General features: G+C 74.4%; 27 protein-coding genes and 1 tRNA gene. 16 read left to right on the top strand and 12 right to left on the bottom strand.

Annotation, left to right across the window (positions count from 1 at the left end; translation table 11 throughout):
- The first annotated feature begins 38 nt into the window (after positions 1 to 38).
- On the top strand, positions 39 to 782 hold the full coding sequence (locus H508_RS0106190) for a class I SAM-dependent methyltransferase (protein ID WP_026373427.1): 744 nt from the start codon (positions 39 to 41) through the stop codon (positions 780 to 782).
- 1 nt (position 783) lies between these two features.
- Here the strand turns inward: H508_RS0106190 and H508_RS0106185 are convergent, their stop codons facing one another.
- Positions 784 to 1,500 (bottom strand): AIM24 family protein, encoded by a 717-nt coding sequence (locus H508_RS0106185; protein ID WP_026373426.1) that lies wholly within the window; start codon positions 1,498 to 1,500, stop codon positions 784 to 786.
- On the bottom strand, positions 1,497 to 1,802 hold the full coding sequence (locus tag H508_RS0106180) for a thiamine-binding protein (protein WP_026373425.1): 306 nt from the start codon (positions 1,800 to 1,802) through the stop codon (positions 1,497 to 1,499). Before H508_RS0106180 ends, H508_RS0106185 begins: the two co-directional genes overlap by 4 nt.
- A gap of 82 nt (positions 1,803 to 1,884) precedes the next feature.
- On the opposite strand from H508_RS0106180, the gene H508_RS0106175 reads away from it, so the two are divergent.
- On the top strand, positions 1,885 to 2,685 hold the full coding sequence (locus H508_RS0106175; protein WP_035254184.1) for a carbon-nitrogen hydrolase family protein: 801 nt from the start codon (positions 1,885 to 1,887) through the stop codon (positions 2,683 to 2,685).
- A 33-nt stretch (positions 2,686 to 2,718) separates the two neighbouring features.
- Here the strand turns inward: H508_RS0106175 and H508_RS0106170 are convergent, their stop codons facing one another.
- Complete coding sequence (locus tag H508_RS0106170) at positions 2,719 to 3,942, bottom strand: aminotransferase class I/II-fold pyridoxal phosphate-dependent enzyme (RefSeq protein ID WP_026373423.1); 1,224 nt, start codon at positions 3,940 to 3,942, stop codon at positions 2,719 to 2,721.
- A gap of 61 nt (positions 3,943 to 4,003) precedes the next feature.
- Here H508_RS0106170 and H508_RS14885 point away from each other — a divergent pair, with 61 nt between their 5' ends.
- Positions 4,004 to 5,464 carry a S1C family serine protease gene (locus H508_RS14885; protein ID WP_051222855.1) on the top strand — a complete coding sequence of 487 codons (1,461 nt, stop codon included), beginning with the start codon at positions 4,004 to 4,006 and terminating at the stop codon, positions 5,462 to 5,464.
- Here H508_RS14885 and H508_RS14880 read toward each other — a convergent pair whose 3' ends face one another.
- A complete protein-coding gene (locus H508_RS14880; protein WP_156906008.1) occupies positions 5,465 to 6,355 on the bottom strand; it encodes a hypothetical protein in 891 nt (296 codons plus the stop codon).
- A 123-nt stretch (positions 6,356 to 6,478) separates the two neighbouring features.
- On the opposite strand from H508_RS14880, the gene H508_RS0106155 reads away from it, so the two are divergent.
- Complete coding sequence (locus H508_RS0106155) at positions 6,479 to 6,757, top strand: DUF3039 domain-containing protein (RefSeq protein ID WP_084155159.1); 279 nt, start codon at positions 6,479 to 6,481, stop codon at positions 6,755 to 6,757.
- Positions 6,758 to 6,778: 21 nt separating this feature from the next.
- Here the strand turns inward: H508_RS0106155 and H508_RS0106150 are convergent, their stop codons facing one another.
- Positions 6,779 to 8,086: a nicotinate phosphoribosyltransferase gene (locus tag H508_RS0106150; protein ID WP_026373421.1), complete on the bottom strand. Its 1,308-nt coding sequence runs from the start codon at positions 8,084 to 8,086 to the stop codon at positions 6,779 to 6,781.
- Between the two features lie 57 nt (positions 8,087 to 8,143).
- On the opposite strand from H508_RS0106150, the gene H508_RS14875 reads away from it, so the two are divergent.
- Positions 8,144 to 8,704, top strand: coding sequence for a GNAT family N-acetyltransferase (locus H508_RS14875; RefSeq protein ID WP_051222853.1), 561 nt, complete (start codon positions 8,144 to 8,146; stop codon positions 8,702 to 8,704).
- Here the strand turns inward: H508_RS14875 and H508_RS0106140 are convergent, their stop codons facing one another.
- The 4 genes from H508_RS0106140 to H508_RS17655 are packed head-to-tail and all read right to left on the bottom strand — an operon-like array spanning position 8,705 to position 11,800.
- On the bottom strand, positions 8,705 to 9,637 hold the full coding sequence (locus H508_RS0106140; protein ID WP_026373420.1) for an ABC transporter substrate-binding protein: 933 nt from the start codon (positions 9,635 to 9,637) through the stop codon (positions 8,705 to 8,707).
- On the bottom strand, positions 9,634 to 10,332 hold the full coding sequence (locus tag H508_RS14870; protein ID WP_035254183.1) for an ABC transporter permease: 699 nt from the start codon (positions 10,330 to 10,332) through the stop codon (positions 9,634 to 9,636). The genes H508_RS0106140 and H508_RS14870 overlap by 4 nt, the downstream gene beginning before the upstream one ends.
- Entirely contained in the window at positions 10,329 to 10,970 is a 642-nt protein-coding gene (locus tag H508_RS17660) for an ABC transporter permease (RefSeq protein ID WP_026373419.1), read from the bottom strand. Before H508_RS17660 ends, H508_RS14870 begins: the two co-directional genes overlap by 4 nt.
- Positions 10,967 to 11,800, bottom strand: coding sequence for an ABC transporter ATP-binding protein (locus H508_RS17655; RefSeq protein WP_026373418.1), 834 nt, complete (start codon positions 11,798 to 11,800; stop codon positions 10,967 to 10,969). The genes H508_RS17660 and H508_RS17655 overlap by 4 nt, the downstream gene beginning before the upstream one ends.
- Positions 11,801 to 11,912: 112 nt before the next feature.
- On the opposite strand from H508_RS17655, the gene murI reads away from it, so the two are divergent.
- From murI to H508_RS0106090, 7 genes are all read left to right on the top strand, one after another.
- Positions 11,913 to 12,749: a glutamate racemase gene (gene murI, locus H508_RS0106120; RefSeq protein WP_026373417.1), complete on the top strand. Its 837-nt coding sequence runs from the start codon at positions 11,913 to 11,915 to the stop codon at positions 12,747 to 12,749.
- Positions 12,750 to 12,759: 10 nt separating this feature from the next.
- Positions 12,760 to 13,482, top strand: coding sequence for a ribonuclease PH (gene rph, locus H508_RS0106115; protein WP_026373416.1), 723 nt, complete (start codon positions 12,760 to 12,762; stop codon positions 13,480 to 13,482).
- Entirely contained in the window at positions 13,479 to 14,108 is a 630-nt protein-coding gene (gene rdgB, locus H508_RS0106110; protein ID WP_245569467.1) for an RdgB/HAM1 family non-canonical purine NTP pyrophosphatase, read from the top strand. The genes rph and rdgB overlap by 4 nt, the downstream gene beginning before the upstream one ends.
- 106 nt (positions 14,109 to 14,214) lie before the next feature.
- The gene (locus H508_RS0106105) at positions 14,215 to 15,150 is read left to right on the top strand and encodes a metal ABC transporter solute-binding protein, Zn/Mn family (protein ID WP_084155158.1); all 936 of its coding nucleotides are present in this window, start codon (positions 14,215 to 14,217) and stop codon (positions 15,148 to 15,150) included.
- On the top strand, positions 15,147 to 15,890 hold the full coding sequence (locus tag H508_RS0106100; protein WP_026373413.1) for a metal ABC transporter ATP-binding protein: 744 nt from the start codon (positions 15,147 to 15,149) through the stop codon (positions 15,888 to 15,890). The genes H508_RS0106105 and H508_RS0106100 overlap by 4 nt, the downstream gene beginning before the upstream one ends.
- Positions 15,887 to 16,747: a metal ABC transporter permease gene (locus H508_RS0106095; RefSeq protein WP_026373412.1), complete on the top strand. Its 861-nt coding sequence runs from the start codon at positions 15,887 to 15,889 to the stop codon at positions 16,745 to 16,747. The genes H508_RS0106100 and H508_RS0106095 overlap by 4 nt, the downstream gene beginning before the upstream one ends.
- Entirely contained in the window at positions 16,728 to 17,381 is a 654-nt protein-coding gene (locus tag H508_RS0106090; protein ID WP_026373411.1) for a metal-dependent transcriptional regulator, read from the top strand. Before H508_RS0106095 ends, H508_RS0106090 begins: the two co-directional genes overlap by 20 nt.
- A 22-nt stretch (positions 17,382 to 17,403) precedes the next feature.
- Here H508_RS0106090 and H508_RS14865 read toward each other — a convergent pair whose 3' ends face one another.
- Both H508_RS14865 and H508_RS0106080 read right to left on the bottom strand, forming a co-directional pair.
- Positions 17,404 to 18,126: a DedA family protein gene (locus tag H508_RS14865; RefSeq protein ID WP_051222851.1), complete on the bottom strand. Its 723-nt coding sequence runs from the start codon at positions 18,124 to 18,126 to the stop codon at positions 17,404 to 17,406.
- Positions 18,127 to 18,150: 24 nt separating this feature from the next.
- Positions 18,151 to 18,233 (bottom strand) — tRNA-Leu (locus tag H508_RS0106080).
- 70 nt (positions 18,234 to 18,303) lie between these two features.
- Between H508_RS0106080 and H508_RS14860 the strand changes: the two genes are divergently transcribed.
- The 4 genes from H508_RS14860 (at position 18,304) to H508_RS14855 (ending at position 21,894) form a co-directional block, all read left to right on the top strand.
- Complete coding sequence (locus tag H508_RS14860) at positions 18,304 to 19,104, top strand: SDR family NAD(P)-dependent oxidoreductase (protein WP_084155157.1); 801 nt, start codon at positions 18,304 to 18,306, stop codon at positions 19,102 to 19,104.
- A gap of 101 nt (positions 19,105 to 19,205) precedes the next feature.
- Positions 19,206 to 20,063 carry a 3-hydroxyacyl-CoA dehydrogenase family protein gene (locus H508_RS0106070; protein WP_026373410.1) on the top strand — a complete coding sequence of 286 codons (858 nt, stop codon included), beginning with the start codon at positions 19,206 to 19,208 and terminating at the stop codon, positions 20,061 to 20,063.
- A 75-nt stretch (positions 20,064 to 20,138) separates the two neighbouring features.
- The gene (locus tag H508_RS0106065) at positions 20,139 to 20,861 is read left to right on the top strand and encodes a flavodoxin family protein (RefSeq protein WP_026373409.1); all 723 of its coding nucleotides are present in this window, start codon (positions 20,139 to 20,141) and stop codon (positions 20,859 to 20,861) included.
- Between the two features lie 46 nt (positions 20,862 to 20,907).
- Positions 20,908 to 21,894 (top strand): prenyltransferase/squalene oxidase repeat-containing protein, encoded by a 987-nt coding sequence (locus H508_RS14855; RefSeq protein WP_051222849.1) that lies wholly within the window; start codon positions 20,908 to 20,910, stop codon positions 21,892 to 21,894.
- Here the strand turns inward: H508_RS14855 and H508_RS14850 are convergent.
- On the bottom strand, positions 21,834 to 22,229 hold the full coding sequence (locus H508_RS14850) for a VOC family protein (protein ID WP_051222846.1): 396 nt from the start codon (positions 22,227 to 22,229) through the stop codon (positions 21,834 to 21,836). The two genes, H508_RS14855 and H508_RS14850, sit on opposite strands and share 61 nt — an antisense overlap.
- Positions 22,230 to 22,248: the final 19 nt, after the last annotated feature.

Raw genomic sequence — 22,248 nt, 5'->3', positions numbered from 1 at the left:
CTCTTCTGCATCTCTGGCCGGCGGCGTAGCGTCCCGGCATGGGCTTCGCCGTCTCCGCCGATGCGTACGACCGCTTCATGGGCCGCTTCTCGCGCCCGCTCGCGCGCGACTTCGCCGACTTCGCGGGCGTCGGCGCGGGAGAGGCCCTCGACGTCGGCAGCGGCCCCGGCGCGCTCACCGAGGAGCTGCTCGCGCGTGGCGCGCGCGTCACCGCCGTCGACCCCTCGCGCTCGTTCGTCGCCGCCGTGCGGGAGCGATGCCCGGGCGTGCGCGCGCTCGAGGGCGCCGCCGAGGCGCTGCCGTTCGCGGACGCCTCGTTCGACGCGGCGCTCGCGCAGCTCGTCGTGCACTTCATGGCGGATGCGTCGGCCGGCGTCGCCGAGATGGCTCGCGTCGTGCGCCCGGGCGGCACCGTCGCCGCGTGCGTGTGGGATCACGAGCGGGGGCCGGTCGGGCCCTTCTGGACCGCGGCGGCCGAGGTCTCGGGCATCGCGCCGCCGCCGCCGCGGGTCGGGACGCGGCGGGGCGACCTCGCGCGGCTGCTCGAGGGCGCGGGGCTCCGCGACGTCGTGGAGGCGCCGCTCGAGGCGAGCGTGCGCATCGGCTCGTTCGACGAGTGGTGGGAGCCGTTCGAGCTCGGCGTCGGCCCGGTCGGCGAGCTCGTCGCTCGGCTCGACGCCGCCGCTCGTGCCCGGTTGTGCGAGCGCTACCGCGAGCTGCTGCCCGCGCCGCCGTTCGAGGCGCGCGGGCTCGCGTGGGCGGCGCGCGGCACGCGGGCCTGAGTCACTCGAAGAGGCTGCCGAGCCCGCCGCCGGAGGAGGACCCGCCGTTCGATCCCGAGAGCTGCTGGCGGCCCTCGCTCGGCTGCACGACGACGAAGCCGGGCCGGTGGAAGGCGAGCTGGAACGCCTCGCCCGTGCCGCCGCGCAGCATCGAGCGCATGTTCATGCTGTTCACGACGCTCGGCTGCAGGTTCGCCGACCAGCAGACCGCCGCGTTGGGGTCGACGAACGTCGGCTGCCGCGAGCAGTCGAGCAGCATCGGCTGGCCCTCGCACGAGATGCCGATCGTGCCCCGCCCGCCGATCTCGACGTTGAAGAGCCCGCCCGCCATGATGTTGCCGCTGCGCAGCATCCTGATGTCCCACTGCAGGTCGGGATCGAACGCGAGCAGGTTCTTGCCGCTCACCGAGAGCCCCTCGCCCTCGAGCAGCACGGTGAAGACGTTCGCCGCGTCGCGCGCGAGGAACACCTCACCCTCGCCGCGGATGCGCATGAGCGGCGCGCCCTCGCCGGTGACGAGCTTCTTGAGCATGCGGGCGGCGCCCGCGCCCTCGTGCTGGAACTCCATGCGCCCCTGGTAGGCGACCATCGCGCCCTTCGCGGCGAGCACGTCGCCGCCGCCCGAGACGGCGATGCGCAGCATCTTGCTCGACTGCTTCACCCAGCGCTCGGTCGACTGGGCCTCCTGGTTGGCCTCGGCGAACAGCTCGGATCTCATGCGTCCTCCTCGAGGGCTCGCTCGAGCCGGTCGACCTTGCCGTCGAGCTCACCCGTCCAGCCCGGCCGGATGTCGGCCTTCAGGACGAGGGATGCGCGGGGCGAGAGCGCGAGCACGGCGTCGGTCGCGCGCTTGACGACCGCCATCACCTCGTCCCACTCGCCCTCGATGGTCGTGAACATCGCGTCGGTGCGGTGCGGCAGCCCGCTGCCGCGCACGACGCGCACGGCGGCCGCGACCGCGTCGTGCACCGAGCCGTCCGGCCCGGCGGTGCCGGGCGCGATGGAGAATGCGACGAGCATCCTGCTCCCTTCGTCGGTCGCATCCTCGCACCCGCCGCCCGCGTGCGCCAGCATCGGCGCGCGCCCGCCGTAGGCTTGGGGCATGGCGGATGCGACCGGGGTGCTGATGGCGGCGGCGGTGCAGCTCGCCGCGACCGAGGACGTCGACGCGAACCGCGCGGCGGCCGCCGCGTGGATCGACGGAGCAGCCGGTCGAGGCGCGGAGCTCATCGTGCTGCCCGAGTATGCGCAGCACTGCTCGCCGACGCTCGCCGAGACCGCGCCGGGCGCCGCCGAGCCGCTCGACGGCCCGTTCGTCACGATGCTCGTCGAGCGCGCCGCGGCGCACGACGCACTCGTCGTCGCCGGGCTCGTCGAGCGCACCGACGCGGGGCCGAGCAACACGGTCGTCGCGGTCGACGCGAGCGGGCTCCGGGTCGCCTACCGCAAGGTGCACCTCTACGACGCGTTCGGCTCGAGCGAGTCCGACTGGCTCACGCCCGGCGATCCCGCCCAGGTGCCCGTCGTCGACTTCCGCGGCACGCGCATCGGCATCCAGACCTGCTACGACCTCCGCTTCCCGGAGTCGACGAGGCGGCTCGTGGATGCGGGGGCCGACGTCATCCTCGTGCCCGCGGAGTGGGTGCGGGGCCCGCAGAAGGAGCGCCACTGGACGACGCTCGTCACCGCGCGCGCGATCGAGTCGACCGTGCACGTCGTCGCCGCGGGGCAAGCGCCGCCGCTCGGCGTCGGCTGCTCGCTCATCGCCGACCCGATGGGGATCCCGCTCGCTGCGCTCGGCGACGCGGAGGGCATCGCGATCGCCCCGATCGACCCGGCGGTGACCGCCTCGACGCGGCGCCGCAACCCCTCGCTCGCGAACCGGCGCTACCGGATCGCCTGAGCGCGCGTCGCGCGAGCGACGCGGCCCGGGCGCTCAGCGCGCGGGCTGCAGCTCGACGCCCCGGAGGGCCGCGAGCTGCTCGGCCGCCCGGTGGAGGGTGTCGTCGGACTTGCAGAACGCGAAGCGCATCGTCGAGCGGAGGTCGCGTCGCGAGGGCCGCGCGAACGCGGAGAGCGGCACGCCCACGACGCCCGCGAGCTCCGGCAGCCGCCGCGCGAGCGCGCTCGCGTCGTCGATGCCGAGCGGGGCGGCGTCGGCGAGCACGAAGTAGCCGGCCATCGCGTCGTTGACCTTGAAGCCCGCCTTCCGCAGGCCCCGCGTGAGGATGTCGCGCTTGCGGCAGAAGGAGTCGCGGATCGTCTGGAAGTGCTCGTCCGGCAGGCGCAGGCCGACCGCGACGGCCGGCTGGAACGGCGCGCCGTTGACGAACGTGAGGTACTGCTTGACGGCGGTGATGTGCGCGATCCGCTCGGGCGTCGACATGATCCAGCCGACCTTCCAGCCGGTGATCGAGAAGGTCTTGCCCGCGGAGGAGATCGAGACGAGCCGCTCGCGCGCCGCCTGGAAGGCCGCGACCGGCACGTGCTGCTCGTCGTAGACGAGGTGCTCGTAGACCTCGTCGGTGACGATGAGCGCGTCGCGCCGCTCGGCGATCCGCACGATGTGGCGCACCGTCTCCTCGCTGAACACCGAGCCGGTGGGGTTGTGCGGCGAGTTCACGAGGATCATGCGCGTGCGTGGGCTCGTCGCGCGCAGCAGCCGGTCGGGGTCGGGCTGGAAGTCGGGGGCCGTGAGCGGCACGGGCACGAGCACGGCGCCCGCGAGCGCGGCGATGGCGGCGTACGCGTCGTAGTAGGGCTCGAAGACGACGACCTCGTCGCCCGGCTCGAGGTACGCCAGCATCGTCGCGGCGAGGCCCTCGGTCGCGCCGGCGGTGATGAGCACGTCGCCGCGGCCGAGGCCGATGCCGTAGAAGCGGCGCTGGTGCTCGACGATCGCGTCGATGAGCTCGGGCGCGCCGCGGCCGGGCCCGTACTGGTTGCGCCCGTGGTCGATCGCGTGCTTCGCGGCATCGAGCACCGCGCGCGGGCCGTCCTCGTCGGGGAAGCCCTGGCCGAGGTTGAGCGCGCCGGTGCGCGTCGCGAGCGCCGTCATCTCGGCGAAGATCGTCGGCGCGAGGCGCCCGTCGGCTCCCAGCAGGCCCGCCCCTGCCGCCGTGCGCTGCCAGGGTGCTCGGTGCGAGCGATCGACCTCCATGCCCTCGACGCTACTCGCTTCCCACCACGAACGGTCGACATTGCGACTGCTTAGGAACCGCATGGATTGGCGTGGCATCGTCGAGGGCATGACGAACCCGTACGAGCCGACGCAGCCCGCGAGCGAGCCGGGCCGCGTGCCGAACCCCTGGTCGCGGCCGGTGGACGACGCCCGCTGGCAGAGCGCGCGGCAGCCGAGCGCCGGGCAGCCGAGCGCCCAGGCGGCCCCACCCTCGGCGCCGTACGGCACCGGGAACCCCTACGCCTCCGCCCCGTTCGCCTCGTCGGCGTCGGTGCCCTCGCCCTACGGGCAGCCGCACGACGGGCAGCCGAGCTACGGGCCGCCCGCGGGCACCGGCACGGCGCAGGCGCCCGCGCGTCGCCGCGGCGCCGGGCTCGTCGTCGGCGCGATCGTCGGCGCCGCGCTCATCGGCGGCGCGACGGGCTTCGGCGGCGGCGCGCTCGCGGCCCAGCAGTCGAGCCCGCAGACCCAATCGGCGCCCGCCGGCGGCGCGGCCGCCGAGCCGGTCTCCGACCCCGGCACGATCGCCGACGTCGCGGCCGCCGCGGGGCCCTCGGTCGTGACCGTGCAGGCGGCCTCGCGCGCCGGGGCGGGCGAGGGCTCCGGCGTCGTGATCGCGCCCGGCGGCTACATCGTCACCAACAACCACGTCGTGACGCTCGACGGCCAGTCGGCCGACGCATCCATCACCGTGGAGACGAGCGACGGCCGGCTGCTCGCGGCCGAGATCGTCGGCACCGATCCCGTCGTCGACCTCGCGGTGCTGCGGGTCGACGCCGAGCTGCCGGTCGTGACGTTCGCGTCGAGCGACGACGTGCGGGTGGGCGACACCGCGATCGCGATCGGCGCGCCGCTCGGCCTCTCGAACTCCGTCACCGACGGCATCGTGTCGGCGGTCGACCGGGGGCTGCGCATCGCCTCGAGCGCGGCGCCGGACGACTCGCAGGACTCGCAGCAGTCGCCGTTCGGCTTCTGGCAGGAGAACGGCGCGCAAGCGGCGCAGGAGGACATCTCGATCCCCGTGGTCCAGACGGATGCCTCGATCAACCCGGGCAACTCGGGCGGCGCGCTCCTGAACGCCTCCGGTCAGCTCATCGGCGTCAACGTCGCGATCGCGAGCATGGGGCAGGGCGAGTCGTCGGGCTCGATCGGCATCGGCTTCGCGATCGAGTCGAGCCTCGTGCAGCGCGTCGTGCAGGAGATCATCGACAGCGGCGAGGCGACCCACGGGCTGCTGGGCGCGACGGTGAGCGACGTGCGCGACGCGTCGATCGGCTCGGTCGGCGGCCAGCTGCGAGAGCTCACCGACGGCGGTGCCGCCGCCGCGGCGGGCCTGCAGCCGGGCGACGTCATCACGGCGATCGAGGGGGCGCCGGTGACGAACGCCGTCGACGCGACCGCCCAGGTGCGCGCGCACGCCGCGGGCACGACGGTGACGATCGAGTACCTGCGGGACGGCGAGCGCGCCGAGGTGGAGGTCACGCTCGGCGAGCTGCCCTAGTCAGCGGTCGTCGGCGCTCGCGCCCCCGTCGCCGTCGGCGCCGGGGGCGTCGGTGCCGAGGGCGTCGGTGCGCGCCGCATCGGCGTCGCGGCGCTCGCGCAGCCGCCGGAGGCCGCCGCCGAGGCCCTCGCGCTCGATCTCGCGCGCCTCGCGGATGCGCCGGCCGAGGCTCACGCGCTCCTCGCGCTCGGCGGGGGAGAGGAAGCCGTGGTGCCGCACCGGCGGCGGCCCGAACGCCTCGCGCGATGCCTTGACGACCTGCCGGCCGAGCATGTTGTTGCCGACGCCGCCGATGACGGCCCCGATGCCGAAGGGCATCGCGCGACCGACCATGCTCGCGCCCGTGTTCCTCGCCATCCGGCGCAGGAACGCGCGCCGCATGAGGTCGATGACCTGCCCCATCGCACCGCTCGGGAGCGACGAGGTGATCATCTGGCCCCAGAACGCCGTGCCGCCGCCGCGGCGGCCGAGCGCCTGGTCGGCGACGCGCTTGACGAGCGCCTTGCCGCCCGAGCCGAGCATGAGCCCCATGACGAGGGCCTTCGCGCGCTGCTCGTCCTCGACCGCGATGCCGTGCACCTCGGCGACGGCCTGCGCGAAGAACGCGCTCGCCTCGAGGAAGACGACCGTCTCGGCGGCCGTGAGGCCGATCGCCGCGACGGTGCCGATGCCGGGGGCGACGGCGCTCGCGCCGACGGCCGCGCCGCCGCTCGTGACGGCCGCGAGGTACTGCTTCTCGAGCCGCGCGATCATCTGCTCGGGGGTCATGTCGGGGTGCCGGCGGCGCAGGCTGCGCAAGTGGCCGACGACGAGCGGCCGCTGCACGCCGAGGATGTTCTCGAGCGTCGTGATGAGCCAGCCCATCTCCTCGTCGCGGTCGAGCTCGTCCATGGCATCCCCTCGTCGTCCTCGTCGCGTGCCGCGACGCATCCATCATCGCGTCGGCACCACCGTGTCGGCATCATCGTGTCCCGACCGTGCCGGGAGGAGGCTGAGCGTGGGATCATGGCTCGCATGACCCTCACCCCTGGACCGGATACCGTCGGCACGGGCGGCAGCACCGACGTGCTCGACCGCGAGCTCGAGCAGCTGCTCAACGAGGAGTCGGTCGAGGACGGCGACCACGACCGCTTCTCGCACTACGTCAAGAAGGAGAAGATCCTGCAGTCGGCGCTCTCGGGCAAGCCCGTGCGCGCGCTCTGCGGCAAGAAGTGGACGCCCGGGCGTGACCCGGAGAAGTTCCCGATCTGCCCGACGTGCAAGGAGATCTACGAGAAGCTGCGCGCGGACTGAACCCTGACGGCGTCGGATGCGTCAGCGGAAGACCGTCGGGATCGCGGGCTCGCCGCGCGCGAGGCGGTGCGCCTCCGCCGGCAGCTCCTCGATCGAGGCGGCGTGCCGCTCGCGCGCGCGCTCGACGCCCGCGGGGCCGAGCCAGCGCTCGTCGATCTCGCCGCGCTCGACGAGCGGCACCTGGAGCGCGCGGCCGCGCGTCGCGGCCTGCTCGAGCACCTCGGCGTCGTCGGTGACGAGCACCGTCTCCTCGACCGCGACGCCGCCCTCGAGGGTGCGCACCGCGACCTTCTCGCCGGGGCGCGAGGCCTTGTCCTCGCTGCGCTTGCCGACGCCGACCCAGGCGCCGTCGTCGCCCTGCCGGGCGACGAGCTTGTAGACCATGCCCGCCGCGGGCGCGCCCGAGCCGGTGACGACGCTCGTGCCGACCCCGTACGCATCCACCGGGCTCGCCTGCAGGGCCGCGATCGCGTACTCGTCGAGGTCGCTCGTGACGGTGATGCGCGTCTCGGTCGCGCCGAGCGAGTCGAGCAGCGCGCGCGCCTCGGCGGCGACCTCGTCGAGGTCGCCCGAGTCGAGCCGGATGCCGCCGAGCCTGGGCCCCGCGACCTCGATCGCCGTGCGGATGCCCTGCTCGATGTCGTAGGTGTCGACGAGGAGCGTCGTGCCGACGCCGAGCGTCTCGATCTGCGCCTGGAAGGCCTCGGCCTCCGAGTCGTGCAGGAGCGTGAAGGAGTGGGCGGCGGTGCCCATCGTCGGGATGCCCCAGCGAGCGCCGGCGGCGAGGTTGCTCGTCGCGCGGAAGCCCGCGATGTAGGCGGCGCGAGCGGCGGCGATCGCCGCCTCCTCGCTCGCGCGGCGCGAGCCCATCTCGGCGACCGGTCGCCCCTTCGCGGCGCGCGCCATGCGGGTCGCGGCGTTCGCGACGGCCGAGTCGTAGTTGAGCACCGAGAGCGCGACGGTCTCGAGCACGACCGCCTCGGCGAACGAGCCCTCGACGACGAGGATGGGGGAGCCGGGGAAGTAGGCCTCGCCCTCGGCGTAGCCGCGGATGTCGCCCCGGAAGCGGTAGCCGGCGAGCCAGTCGAGGAGCTCGGCGGAGACGACGCGCTCCTCGCGCAGGAACGCGAGCTCGGCGTCGCCGAAGCGGAACTCGGCGAGGCGCTCGAGGAAGCGGCCCGTGCCGGCGACGACGCCGTAGCGGCGCGCGCCCGGCAGCCGGCGGGCGAAGACCTCGAACGCCGAGGGGCGGAACGCCGTGCCGGAGCGCAGCGCCGCGTCGATCATCGTCAGCTCGTAGCGGTCGGTCATGAGCGCGGTGTCGGTCACGGCGCCAGCCTATGCCGACGCTCGGGGCGAGGGAGCGGGAGCCGGTAGCGTGGATCGGTGCGCGACGAGACCCGACCCCTGCCGACGAGCGAGCTCCCGCCGCCCGAGGGCGTCGAGCTGCGGGCGCCGAGACCGGAGGACGCGGAGGCGTGGGCGCGCTTCCTCGTCGCCGAGCAGCAGCGCACCTACGCGGGGCAGCTGCCCGAGGACTTCGGCGAGCGCGGGCTCGAGCAGGCGAACATCGCGGGGCTCGCGCACGTGTTCGGCGAGCCCGGCGAGGCGGAGCGCCGCATCGCGTGGCTCGGTGGGCGCATCGTCGGCATCGCCGCCGCCGGTCCCGCGCCCGCGCGCTGGGAGCGGGAGCTCGGGCTCGTGCCGCCCCCGGCCGGTCGCGAGCTCGACCGGCTCTACGTCGCCGCCGAGATGCACGGCACCGGGCTCGGCGCGGCGCTCTTCGACGCCGTCGTCGACGAGCGGCCCCACTACCTGTGGCTCATCGACGGCAACGCGCGGGCGGCGCGCTTCTACGAGCGGCGCGGCTTCGTGCACCTCGACGAGCGGATCTCGACCGGGCCGACGTGGGGCGGGATCCCCATGCACCGCATGGTGCGCCGCTGACTAGGAGAGCAGGCCCTCCTCCTCGAGCCAGTCGCGCGCGATGTCGGCCGCGGGCGACTGCTCCTCGACGCTGCGGCGGTTGAGCTCGATGAGCGCGTCGGCGGAGAGCGCGGCGCTCACCTCGTTTACGACCGCTCGCGCGGCCTCGTCCACCCGGTCGCTCGCGACCGGCACGACGTGCGACGCGAGGAACAGGCCCTCGGTGTCCTCGAGCACGACGAGGTCGTTCTGGGCGATCGTCGGGTCGGCGGTGTAGACGATCGCGAGCTGGATGTCGCCGTCCTCCAGCGCGCGGATCGTGAGCGGGCCGCCGCCGTCCTCGATCGGCGTGAAGCCGACCTCGATGCCGTAGACGCTCGCGAGCCCCTGCGGCCCGTTCGGCCGGCTCTCGGCCTCAGAGTTCGCCCCCATCGTGAGCGGCTCGTCGACCTCGGCGAGGTCGGCGACGGTCTCGAGTCCGTACTGCTCCGCGAGCTCGCGAGTGACGACGTACGCGTCCTGATCGGTCGCCTCCGCCTGGTCGAGGATCGAGAGGCCCTCGGGGGCCGCCGCGACGAGCGCGTCGTAGACCTCGTCGGTCGTGCGCTCCTCGGGGTCGGGCGACCAGTACTGCAGCAGCGGACCGGTGTACTCGGGGAAGAGGTCGATCGCGCCCGACTCGATCTCTGGCACGTACACCTCGCGCTGCCCGATGCGCAGCTGCCGGTCGATCGTGTAGCCGGCGGCCTCGAGCGCCTGCGCGTAGAGCTCGGCGATGATCTCGCTCGAGTAGTAGTCCTGCGAGCCGACGACGAGCGTCGAGCCGTCGCCGTCGCTCGAGGGCGCTGCGCTCTCGTCGGCGAGCGGATCGGCGCTCGCGCAGCCGACGAGCATCGCGCTCGCGGTGCCGACGGCCGCGAGGGCGAGCGCGGCTCTACGGGTGGTGCGGGTCATGCGGGGGTCCTCTCTCTGGCGCCTCGGGGCGCGCGATGGGGTTCGGCGCGGCGGCTCGCCGCGGATTGGAGGGCTTGGAAGCACAGCTCGACGACGAGCGCGAGCAGTGCGACGAGCAACGAGGCGCCGAGCATGATGTCGTAGCGCTGGGTCTTGAGCCCCTCGAAGAGCGGTCGCCCGAGGCCCGTGTCGGCGATGTAGGCCGCGAGCGTCGCGGTGGAGATGACCTGCAGCGCCGCGGAGCGGACGCCGCCGAGGATGACGGGGGCGGCGAGCGGCAGCTCGACGCCGCGCACGATCTGCCACTCCGTCATGCCGATCGCGCGCGAGGCGCCGACCGCCTGCCGCTCGACCGACTCGACGCCCGCGTAGGCGCCCGCGAGCACGGGCGGGAGGGCGAGCACGAGCAGGGCGAGGAAGGGCGCCTCGAGGCCGATCCCGAGCGCGAGCCCGAGGATCGTCAGCAGCCCGAGGGTGGGGAGCGCTCGGGCGCCGCTCGTGAGCAGGATGACGAGCGCGCGGCCCCGACCGGTGTGGCCGATCGCGACGCCCGCGGGGATGCCGATCGCGCACGCGGCGAGCACGACGGCCGCCGAGAACCCGAGGTGCTCGACGAGGCGCGCGCCGATGCCGCGCGGGCCCGGCCAGCTGAGGGGATCGAGCACCCACGCGAGCGCGTCGAGCAGCAGGTTCACGCGGCCACCGCCCGCCGCCAGGGCATCGCGACGCGGCCGGCGAGCACGCACAGCCCGTCGAGCGCGAACGCGACGGCTGCCGTGAGCACGATGCCGGTGAGGATGGATGCCTCGATGCCGCGCTGGAAGCCGTCGGTGAAGAGCGTGCCGAGGCTCGAGATGCCGATGACGGCGCCGACCGTCACGAGGCTCACGGTCGAGACCGCGACGACGCGCAGCGACGCGAGCAGCACGGGGCCGGCGAGCGGGAGCTCGACGCGCCAGAACATCGCCCAGCGCGAGTGCCCGGTCGCCTCAGCCGCGAGCCGGACGTCCTCGGGGACGGACGCGAACGCATCCGCCGCCCCGCGCACGAGGAGCGCGCAGCCGTAGAGCGTGAGCGCGGTGATGATCGTCGCGGGCGAGCGGAGCGCGAAGCCCGTGATCGCGGGGATGATGATGAACAGCGGCAGCGACGGGATCGCGTAGAGGAGGCCCGTGCCGGTCAGCAGCGGCGTGCGCCAGCGGCGGCTCCCGGCCGCGAGCCGCCCGAGCGGCACCGAGATGACGAGGCTCAGCAGGATCGGCGGCACCGAGAGCAGCAGGTGATCGGCCAGTAGCCCCCACACGATGTGGAGGTTCTGGCTCAGCCACGTCACGGCGCGCCCTCGCGGGCGTCGGCCTCGAGCACGCCCGTCGGGCGGTCGTCGCCGTCGACGACGACGCGGCGGCCGTCGACCTCGCGGATGCGCAGCGTGCGGCGGGCGGTGCCGGCGCCCACGAAGGAGGCGACGAAGTCGTCGGCCGGTGAGGCGAGGATCTCGGTCGGCGTTCCCCGCTGCGCGATCTCGGCGCCCTCGCGGAGCACGATCACCTCGTCGCCGAGCGCGAACGCCTCGTCGATGTCGTGGGTGACGAACAGCACCGTCTTGCCGAGCTCGGCCTGCAGCGCGCGCAGCTCCGCCTGCAGCTGCTCGCGCACGATCGGGTCCACCGCGCCGAACGGCTCGTCCATGAGCAGGATGCTCGGGTCGGCGGCGAGCGCGCGCGCGACGCCGACGCGCTGCTGCTGGCCGCCGGAGAGCTGGGCGGGGTAGCGGTCGGCGAGCGCGGGGTCGAGGCCGACGCGCTCGAGGAGGCCGAGCGCATCCGACCGCGCCTCGCGCCGCGAGCGGCCCGCGAGCACCGGCACCGTCGCGACGTTGTCGGCGACGGTGCGGTGGGGGAGCAGGCCCCCGGCCTGCAGCACGTAGCCGATCGAGCGGCGGAGCGGCACCGCGTCGATCGACCGGACGTCGACGCCGTCGATGCGCACGGCGCCCGCGGTCGGCTCGACCATGCGGTTCACCATCCGCAGCAGGGTCGTCTTGCCGCTGCCCGAGGAGCCCACGAGCGCGACGACCGAGTGCGTCGGCACGCGCAGGCTGAAGTCCGCGACCGCGACCGTGCCGCCCGCGTACTCCTTGCGCACCGCGTCGAACTCGATCACGCAGTCTCTCCTCACCGTCGCGGGAGGGGATGAAGGCTCCGCCCGACGGAGCCATCCTGACAGGTCGAGCCTCTGAGCGAGCCGTGAGCGGGCCACGACTAGGCTTGCCGTCGTGCAGCGCCCGATCGGAGTCTTCGACAGCGGCGTCGGAGGGCTCACCGTGGCGAGGGCGCTCATCGACCAGCTGCCGGCCGAGTCGATCACCTACATCGGCGACACCGCGAACGGCCCCTACGGGCCGCGCGAGCAGGCCGAGGTGCGGGCGCTCGCGCTCGACGTGCTCGACACGCTCGTCGCGCAGGGCGTGAAGATGCTCGTCATCGCGTGCAACACCGCCTCCGCGGCGACCCTCGACGTCGCGCGCGAGCGCTACGAGGCGGGGATGGGCATCCCCGTCGTCGAGGTCATCGACCCCGCGGTGCGCGCCGCCGTCGCGCAGAGCCGCTCTGGCCGCATCGGCGTGATCGGCACGGCCGGCACGATCGGCTCCGGCGCCTACCAGCGCGCGTTCGCCGCCGCGGGCGTGCCGCATGTCGCGGCCGGCGCCGCGCCGCGCTTCGTCGAGTTCGTCGAGGCGGGCGTCACGACGGGCGACGAAGTGCTCGAGGCCGCGCGCGAGTACCTCGAGCCGCTGCTCGCCGAGAGGCTCGACACGCTCGTGCTCGGCTGCACCCACTACCCGCTGCTCGCGGGCGCGATCGGCTACGTCGCCGGCCCCGACGTGCGGCTCGTCTCGAGCGCCGAGGAGACGGCGGGCGACGTCTACCGCATCCTGAGCGATCGGCGCATGCTCGCCCCCGTCGACGCGAGCCCGACCTACGAGTTCGAGGCGACGACGGAGGCGCAGGAGCCGTTCCTCCGGCTCGCGCGTCGCTTCCTCGGGCCCGAGGTCACGCACGTCGAGTTCCACCAGACCGGGGTCATCCAGCTGCCCGGCCGCACCGACTGAAGGAGAGACCATGGCACGCAAGGACGGCAGGCAGCTCGATCAGCTGCGCGAGGTCACGATCGAGCGGGGCTGGAGCGCGCAGGCCGAGGGGAGCGCCCTCGTGTCGTTCGGCGGCACGCGCGTGCTGTGCACCGCATCCGTCATGCCGACCGTGCCGCGCTGGATGGCGGGGAAGGGCAAGGGCTGGGTGACCGCCGAGTACGCGATGCTGCCGCGCTCGACGAACGAGCGGATGGATCGCGAGAGCGTGAAGGGACGCGTCGGCGGGCGCACCCACGAGATCTCGCGTCTCGTCGGCCGCTCCCTGCGCGCGGGCGTCGACATGCGGGCGCTCGGCGAGCTCTCGATCACCGTCGACTGCGACGTGCTGCAGGCCGACGGCGGGACCCGGACCGCCGCGATCACCGGCGCGTGGGTCGCGCTCGCCGACGCGGTCGCGTGGGCGCAGGCGCAGGGGCGGGTGCCGAGGAGCGCGAAGCCGCTCGTCGACTCGGTCGCGGCCGTCTCGGTCGGCATCGTCGACGGCGAGCCGACCCTCGACCTCGACTACCTCGAGGACGTGCGCGCCGGCACCGACATGAACGTCGTGGCGACCGGCCGCGGGCTGCTCGTCGAGGTGCAGGGCACCGCCGAGGGCGCGCCCTTCGACCGCTCGGAGCTCGACGCGCTGCTCGACCTCGCGCTCGCCGGCACCGCGCGGCTCACCGAGCTGCAGCGCGAGGCGCTCGCGTGAGCCCCGTCGACACGGGCTTCGGCTCGACGGGCATCGACCCGCGCGGCGGCGGCCTGCAGGTCGTCGTGGCGACGCGCAACCCCCACAAGGTCGAGGAGCTGCAGCGCATCCTCGCGCCGCTCCTGCCCGGCATCGAGCTGCTGCCCGACGACGGACCGGAGCCGGTCGAGGACGGCGACAGCTTCGAGGCGAACGCGCTCATCAAGGCGCGCGCCGCGCACGAGCGCACGGGGCTGCCGGCGATCGCCGACGACTCGGGCATCGAGGTCGATGCGATCGGCGGCGCCCCCGGCATCCACTCGGCTCGCTACGCGGGCACGCGCGACGACCGCGACAACCTCGAGCTGCTGCTCGAGCACCTCGGTGACCGGGCCGACCGCGGCGCGCGCTTCGTGTGCGCGGCCGCGTGGGTCGACGCCGACGGCGAGCTCGCGGTGCGCGGCGAGTGGGCGGGCGAGGTCGCGCATGCGCCGCGCGGCGAGGGCGGGTTCGGCTACGACCCGATCTTCGTGCCGCACGACGGCGGGGGCCGCTCGTCGGCCGAGCTGAGCGCCGAGGAGAAGGACGCGCTGAGCCACCGCCGGATCGCGTTCGCGGCGCTCGCGGAGCGCATCCGCGGCGCGTAGCCGCCCGCCCTCTGCGCGGACCCCTTCCGGCAGCGCGGACCCCGCATGTCGGGTCCGCGGCGCCCAAAGGGGTCCGCTCGGCGCGCGCATGTGGCATGATTTCGGCATGCCGAAAAATCAGCATGCGGCGCGGCGAAGGATCGCGGGTGCCGCGACGTCCGCGGTCGTCGCCGCCGCGGCGCTCACCGGTTGCGCGACCGCTGCGCCCGCGGCGCCGCCCGGCGACGATCGCCCGCTCGTGCTCGCGACCTTCACCGTGATCGCCGACATCGCGCGCGAGGTCGCGGGCGACGCGGCGCGTGTCGAGTCGCTCACGCGGCCGGGCGTCGAGGTGCACGACTACGAGCCGACGCCCGGCGACCTCGTCCGCACCGAGGGCGCCGACCTCGTCGTCGTGAACGGGTGGGGGATCGACGACTGGCTGCTGACCCTCGTCGAGCGGCAGGACGCGCCGCGCGTCGTGCTGAGCGACGCCGTCGAGCCGATCGCGATCGAGACGGGCCACTACGCCGGCAATCCCAACGCGCACGCGTGGGTCGCGCCCGCGGAGGGCGCCCGCTACGTCGAGGCGCTCCGCGTCGCGATCGGCGACCTCGTCCCGGCCGAGCGCGCCGCGATCGACGCGCGCGCCGCGGCCCTGACCGCGCGCCTCGACGCGCTCGGCGAGCGCCTCCGCGACGGCGTCGCGCGGCTCCCCGAGCGGCACCGCGTGCTCGTCACGTGCGAAGGCGCCTTCAGCTACCTCGCTCGCGACGCGGGCCTCGACGAGGCGAGCCTGTGGCCCGTGAACGCCGGCGGCCAGGGCACGCCGCAGTCGATCGCCGAGGTCGCCGCGATCGTCGAGGAGCGCCAGGTGCCGACCGTCTTCTGCGAGTCGACGACGAACCCGGGCACCCAGCAGCAGATCGCGCGCGGCGCGGGCGCGCGCTTCGACGGCAGCCTGCACGTCGACTCGCTCTCGGCGCCCGACGGCCCGGCGCCGACCTACCTCGCGCTCGTCGAGCACGACATCGAGGCGATCCTGGGAGGACTGGGCGGATGAGCGGCACGGCAGCGCACGACGCGATCGTCGTCGAGGGGCTCGGGGTGCGCTACGGCGACGTGCGTGCCCTCGACGACGTGACCGCGCGCATCCGATCGGGCCGGATCACCGGCCTCGTGGGCGTCAACGGCTCGGGGAAGTCGTCGATGCTCGCCGCGATCCTCGAGCGCGTGCCGCACGAGGGGACGGTGCGGATCCTCGGCCGGAGACCCGCCGAGGCGCGCCGCGCTGGCCTCGTCGCCTCGGTGCCGCAAGCCGAGTCGGTCGACTGGGACTTCCCGGTCACGGTGCGCGATGTCGTCACGACCGGCCGCTTCGGGCGCATGGGGCTCCTGCGCATCCCGCGCGCCGCCGACCGCGCCGCCGTCGCCGACGCGCTCGAGCTGCTCGGCATCGCGGAGCTCGCCGACCGGCAGATCGGCGAGCTCTCGGGCGGCCAGCGCAAGCGCGCCTTCGTCGCGCGGGCGATCGCGCAGGACGCCGAGCTGCTGCTGCTCGACGAGCCCTTCGCCGGCGTCGACCGCTCGAGCGAGGCGCGCATCGTCTCGGTGCTGCGCGGGCTCCGCGAGCGCGGCCGCACGGTCGTCATCGTGCACCACGACCTCTCGGGCGTCGCGGAGCTCGTCGACGACGTGCTGCTGCTGCGCGGCCGGCTCCTGCACCAGGGCCCGCCCGAGGAGGCGCTGAGCCCCGAGCGCATCGCCGAGGCCTTCGGTGCCGGAGCGGCGGGGGAGCGATGATCGACGTCCTGCTCGCGCCCTTCACCTACGACTTCATGCTGCGCGCGATCCTCGTCACGCTCGTCGCCGCGGTCGCGTGCGCCCTGCTGTCGACGTGGCTCGTGCAGATGGGCTGGTCGCTCATGGGCGACGCCGTCTCCCACGCGGTGCTGCCCGGCGTCGCGCTCGCCTACATCCTCGGCCTGCCGTTCGCGCTCGGCGCGGCGGTGTTCGGCATCGGGGCGGTCGCGCTCATCGGCGGCGTGCGCGCCGCCTCGCGGATCAAGGCGGATGCGGCGATCGGCGTGGTCTTCACGACCCTGTTCGCGCTCGGGCTCGTCATCGTCTCGGTGACGCCCGCCGAGACCGACCTGCAGCACATCCTGTTCGGCAACGTGCTCGGCGTCTCGGACGCTGACATCGCCCAGGTGCTCATCGTCGGCGCGATCGTGTGCGTCGCGCTCCTCGTGCTGCGCCGCGACCTCACGCTCGTCGCGTTCGACCCCGGCCACGCGCACGCGATCGGCCTGCGGCCGCGGCTGCTGCACGCCGTGCTGCTCGGCGCGCTCGCGCTCACGGTCGTGACGGCGCTGCAGGCGGTGGGCATCATCCTCGTCGTCGCGATGCTCGTCATCCCGGGCGCGACGGCGTCGCTCATCGCCGTGCGGTGGGATGCGCTGCTCGCGTGGTCCGTCGGCATCACGGTCGCAGCGTCGATGGTGGGGCTCCTCGGCGCCTTCTGGCTCGACATCTCCCCGGGCGGGGCCGTCGTGCTCTCGCAGGGGCTCGCCTTCGGGCTAGCGTTGCTGTTCGGGCCCCGGCGGGGGCTCGTCATCCGGTGGGCGAGAGCGAGGCGGCATGCGGTCGACGGCGGCTGAGGACTACGTCAAGGCGATCTACCACCACACCGAGTGGCAGCCCGAGCCCGTCACGCCCTCGCAGCTCGCCACGCGGCTCGGCCTCGCGAACTCGACGGTGACGGAGATGGTGAAGAAGCTCGCCGCGGCGGGGCTCGTGCACCACCGGCCGTACGGCGCGGTCGAGCTCACCCCCGAGGGGCGCCGGCTCGCGGTGCGGCAGGTGCGGCGCCATCGGGTGGTCGAGACCTGGCTCGTCGAGCGGCACGGCTACGAGTGGGACGAGGTGCACGACGAGGCCGAGGTCCTTGAGCACGCGCTGAGCGACCGGCTGCTCGAGTCGATCGCGGCCTCGCTCGGCGACCCCGAGCGCGACCCGCACGGCGACCCGATCCCCGGCGCGGACGGCACCGTGCGGCGCCCCGACGCGGTGCTGCTCGCGGAGGCGCCGGCCGGTCACGAGGGCGCGGTCGTGCGGATCTCGGACGAGGACCCCGCGATGCTCCGCTTCCTCGCCGACGCGGGCATCGCGCTCGACGCGCAGCTCACGGTGCTCGGCGTCAAGCCCTACTCGGGCTCGATGCAGGTCGCCACCGCGAGCGGCACGGTCGACGTCGGTCCCGACGTCGCGCGGGCCATCTGGGTCGCGGCCTGAGCGCCGGGCGGGCCGGGCGCGATCAGCGCTCGAGGCCCGTCGTGCCGGTGCCCGACAGGTCAAGCGTCTCGACCGGGCCCGCCGCCGTGCCCTCGCGGATCTCGCGCGCGACCTCGCGGCGGGACTGGATGGCGTGCCACGCGATCGCGACGATGGCGATGCCGACGACGCCGAGCAGCACGAGGTCGATGTACTGCGTCACGACGTCCGCGACGCCGGGGATGTGGGCGACGCCCCAACCGAGCAGCGGCAGCCCGGCGCCCCACAGCAGCCCGCCCAGCACGTCGAGCCGCAGGAACAGGGGCCACGGCATCCGCCCCACGCCGGCCGCGACGGGCATGAAGGTGCGCACGATGCCGATGAAGCGGGCGATGATGACGGCCGCCGCGCCGTACTTGAGGAAGAACCGGTTGGTGCGCTCGATCGTGCGATGGGAGAAGAGGCCCGACGATCGGCGCTGGAAGATCGGCGGCCCCGCCTTGTGGCCGATGAAGTAGCCGAGCTGGTCGCCCGCGACGGCGCACGCCCAGATGCACAGCATCACGAGCCAGATCGGCTGCGGGATGACGCCCGTGTACGACAGGATCCCGGCGATCACGAGCAGGGTGTCGCCCGGCAGCAGGAAGCCGACGAGCAGGCCCGTCTCGACGAAGACGATCGCGCACACGAGTAGCAGCGCCCACGGGCCCGCGCCCGAGATGAGGCCCTCGACATCGATGAGGAACTCGGCGGTGAGCGGGGGCACGGGCGGCTCCTAGGGCGATCGCAGTGCGGGAGAGGGGACTTGAACCCCTACGCCACGAGGGCACAGGAACCTAAATCCTGCGTGTCTGCCAATTCCACCACTCCCGCGTGGTCGCTCCAGCGTAGCGGTGCCGAGAACGCGCAGGCGGCGCTCGGGAGCGTCTGCCACAGTGGCGGCATGGACATGCGCGCGCTCGTCACCGGCGCGACGGCGGGCCTCGGCGCGGAGCTCGCGCGCCAGCTCGCCGCCGACGGCTTCTCCCTCGTGCTCGTCGCCCGCGACGAGCAGCGGCTGCGCGAGGTCGCGGCGTCGCTCCCGGTCGAGACCGAGGTGCTCGCCGCCGATCTCACGGACGCCGCCGACCTCGAGCGGGTCGCGGCGCGGGTCGCCGACCGCGCCCGTCCGATCGACGTGCTCGTGAACAACGCGGGCACCGGCATCCTCGCCGACTTCCACGTCTCGGGCATCGACGAGGAGCGGCGACTGCTCGACCTGCTCGTCTGGGCGCCCATGCGGCTCGCGCACGCCGCGCTGCCCGGCATGCTCGACCGCGGCCGCGGCGGCATCCTCACCGTCGCGAGCATGGCCGGGCGCATGCCGAACGGCACCTACTCCGCGGCGAAGTCGCACGCGATCACCTTCTCCCGCTCCCTGGCGGCGCGCTACCGCGCCGACGGCATCCGGGCCACCGCGCTCCTGCCCGGCTTCCTCAAGACGGAGTTCCACGAGCGCCTCGGCATCGACCGCTCCGGCACTCCCGACATCATCTGGGCGAGCGTCGAGGCGACCGCGCGCGAGGGGCTGCGGGGCCTCCGCAAGGGGCGCAGCGTGGTCGTGAGCGACTGGCGCTACCGCCTCACGGCGCCGCTCGTGCCGCTCATCCCCGACCGGTTCATGGGCGGCTGGAGCATGGCGCGGCTCGACCGACGAGACGCCGAGGGCGAGCTCGAGCCGACGAGCGACGCGAACGCCGACTGATCAGCGATCCCGATCGCCCCGAGCCCGGGGGCCGATCTCGGCGGGGCTCGGCTGTGGCATCGTCGGAGTGGACCGGCGCCGGCCGGATCGGGGAGGCTGCTGTGGCGGAGACGATCGCCGTGCTTGGCGCGGGCATCATGGGCGCGGGCATCGCGCGGGTCCTCGGCCGCGCGGGCCACGACGTGCGGGTCTTCGACGTGCGCGCCGAGGCTGCAGCCGCCGCGGCCGAGTCGGCGGGCGGCACCGCTCACGGCAGCGTCGCGGCCGCCGTCGACCGCGCGACGATCGTGCTCGAGGCCGCGCCCGAGCGGCTCGACCTCAAGCTCGCGCTGCTCGCCGAGGTCGAGGCGGCGAACGACGACGCCGTGATCGCCTCGAACACGTCGTCGATCGGGGCGGATGCGCTCGCGGCCGGCATGCGCGATCCCGCCCGGCTCGTGATCGCCCACTTCTTCAACCCCGCCGACACCGTGCCGCTCGTCGAGGTCGTGCCGGGGCCCGCGACGCCGCCCGAGACCGTCGAGCGGATGGTCGCGCTGCTCGCCGCCGCGGGCAAGACGGCGGTGCCGCTCGCGCAGCAGGTCGAGGGCTTCATCGCCAACCGCCTGCAGGCCGCCCTCTACCGGGAGGCGATGCACCTCGTCGAGCGCGGCGTGGCGACGCCCGAGCAGGTCGACGCGGTCGTCACCGCAGGGCTCGGGCCGCGCTGGGCGCTCGCGGGCCCATTCGAGATCATGGACCTCGGCGGGCTCGACGTGTGGACGAGCGTGACCGACGGCATCTTCCCGACGCTCGGGGACGCATCCGCCGCCCCCGGCATGCTGCGCGAGCGGCTCGAGCGCGGCGACCTCGGCGCGAAGACCGGCCGCGGCTTCCTCGAGCGCGACGCGGATGCGCCGGCCCGGTTCGCTGCGCGGCTGCGGGCGCTGCTCGACGCGCGCGCCGAGCTGCAGCCCTGATCGAGCGATATCGACCCGGCACGCGCCGGAGCGCGCTCGGAGGTCGCTCCCGGCTTCGCGTGCCACGGTCGAGCCATGACCGATGCAGCCGACCGGCCCCGACCCATCCGCGCCCTCTACTTCAACGGCACCCTCACGCCCTCGCCCGGCGAGAGCCACACCGACACCCTCATCGAGGTGAGCGCGAGGATCCTCCGCGAGCAGGGCGTCGAGGTCGAGGTCGTGCGCGCCGTCGACCACGCGATCGCGCCGGGCGTGCAGCCCGACATGACCGAGCACGGCGCCGCCGAGGACGCGTGGCCCGCGCTGTGGGAGCGCGTGCTCGCCGCCGACATCCTCGTGCTCGCGACGCCGATCTGGCTCGGCGAGGCCTCGAGCACCATGCGCCGGGTCGTCGAGCGGCTCTACGCCGAGTCGAGCGAGCTCAACGAGCACGGCCAGTCGATCTTCTACGGCAAGGTGGGCGGATGCCTCGTCGGCGGCAACGAGGACGGCATGAAGCACGTCGCGCGCGAGCTCGTCTACGCGCTGCAGCACCTCGGCTGCACGATCCCGCCCCAGGCCGACGCCGGCTGGGTGGGCGAGGCGGGGCCGGGTCCCTCCTACGGCGACGAGCTCGACGACGGCTCGCTCGCGGGTGCCGACAACGACTTCACGAACCGCAACATCACGATCATGGCGTGGAACCTGCTGCACCTCGCGCGCATGCTGCGCGGCGGCATCCCGAGCGAGGGCAACGACCGGAACGCGTGGGAGCGAGGGAGCCGCTTCGGCTTCGAGAACCCCGAGCACCGCTGACGCGAGCCGCCTGGCGCGCGTGGGCGGCGTGCGGCATGCTCCCGGCATGGACACGACGACGTGGCTGCTCGATGCCGATCCCGCGATCCGGTGGCGGGTGCTGCAGGACCTCGCGGACGCCGACCCGGATGCGGTGGCGCGCGAGCGCGCCCGAGTCGCGCGCGAGGGCTGGGGCGCGGCGCTCCTCGCGGCGCGCGGCCCCGACGGCCAGTGGGCCGGCGGCGCGCACTTCCCGAAGGCCGAGCCCGTGCTGCCCGGCCAGCCCTGGACATCCACCGCCCACGTGCTCACGGAGCTGCGGCTGCTCGGCGCCGACCCGGCCGATCCGGCCGTGCGGGAGGCGATCGACGACGTCGCGCGCGTGACGCGCTGGGAGTACGACGACGAGCCGTTCTTCGAGGGCGAGGTCGAGCCGTGCATCAACGCCGCGCTCGTGACGAACGCGCTCTACTTCGGCGTCGAGGTCGACGCCATCGTCGAGCGGCTGCTGGGCGAGCGGATGGCCGACGGCGGCTGGAACTGCGAGCGGGAACGCGGCTCGGTGCGCTCGTCGTTCGACACCACGATCGGCGTGATCGAGGCGCTCGCGGCGTTCGAGCGGGAGCACGACGACCCGAGGGTGCGCGAGGCGCGCGAGAGCGGCGAGGCGTACCTGCTCGAGCGTGGACTGATGCGGCGGAAGAGCACCGGCGAGATCCCGAAGCCGACCTACGTGCAGCTCGCCTTCCCGCCCCGGCACGAGTACGACGTGCTGCGCGCGCTCGAGCACTTCCGCGCCGTCGGTGCCCCGGTCGACGAGCGGATGCGCGAGGCGATCGAGCTCGTGCGCTCGAAGCGCCGGGACGACGGCACGTGGGCGGCCGACGTTGTGCACGGCGGCGACGCGGTGATCGACTACGGCGCCGCGGGGCAGCCGAGCCGCTGGATCACCCTCAAGGCGCTGCGCGTGCTGCGGTGGGCCGACGGTGCGGCTCAGACCTCCGATGCCGACGTCTCCGACGCCTCAGTGCCGGACGCCTCCGCGCCGAGGTAGAGCAGCATCCAGTCGGGGTCGCGCACCTGGGCGACGCGCTCGCCCCACGGCATGAGCTCGGGCTCCGCAACCGCGGTCGCGCCGCGCTCGAGCGCCCGATCGAAGGCGGCGTCGACGTCGTCGACGTAGATCCAGAGCGCCGCCTCCGGCGGGCCGGCGCTCGGCTCGAAGCCGATCGCGACGGTGGACGCCCCGACCTCGAGCGCGACGTAGACGACGCGACCGTCGTCCTCGTAGGCGTAGGTGCGCCGGGCGTCGAACGCCGCGACGTAGAACGCCTCGAGCCGCTCGAGGTCGGGTGTGCGGAGGATGGGGAAGCTGCGCTGCACCGCCATGCGCGGCATCGTACGTGCG

The organism is Agrococcus lahaulensis DSM 17612, assembly GCF_000425105.1.
Lineage (GTDB): Bacteria > Actinomycetota > Actinomycetes > Actinomycetales > Microbacteriaceae > Agrococcus > Agrococcus lahaulensis.
Note: the sequence above shows the minus strand (reverse complement) of the source record. Positions and strands in the feature narration are given on the sequence as shown.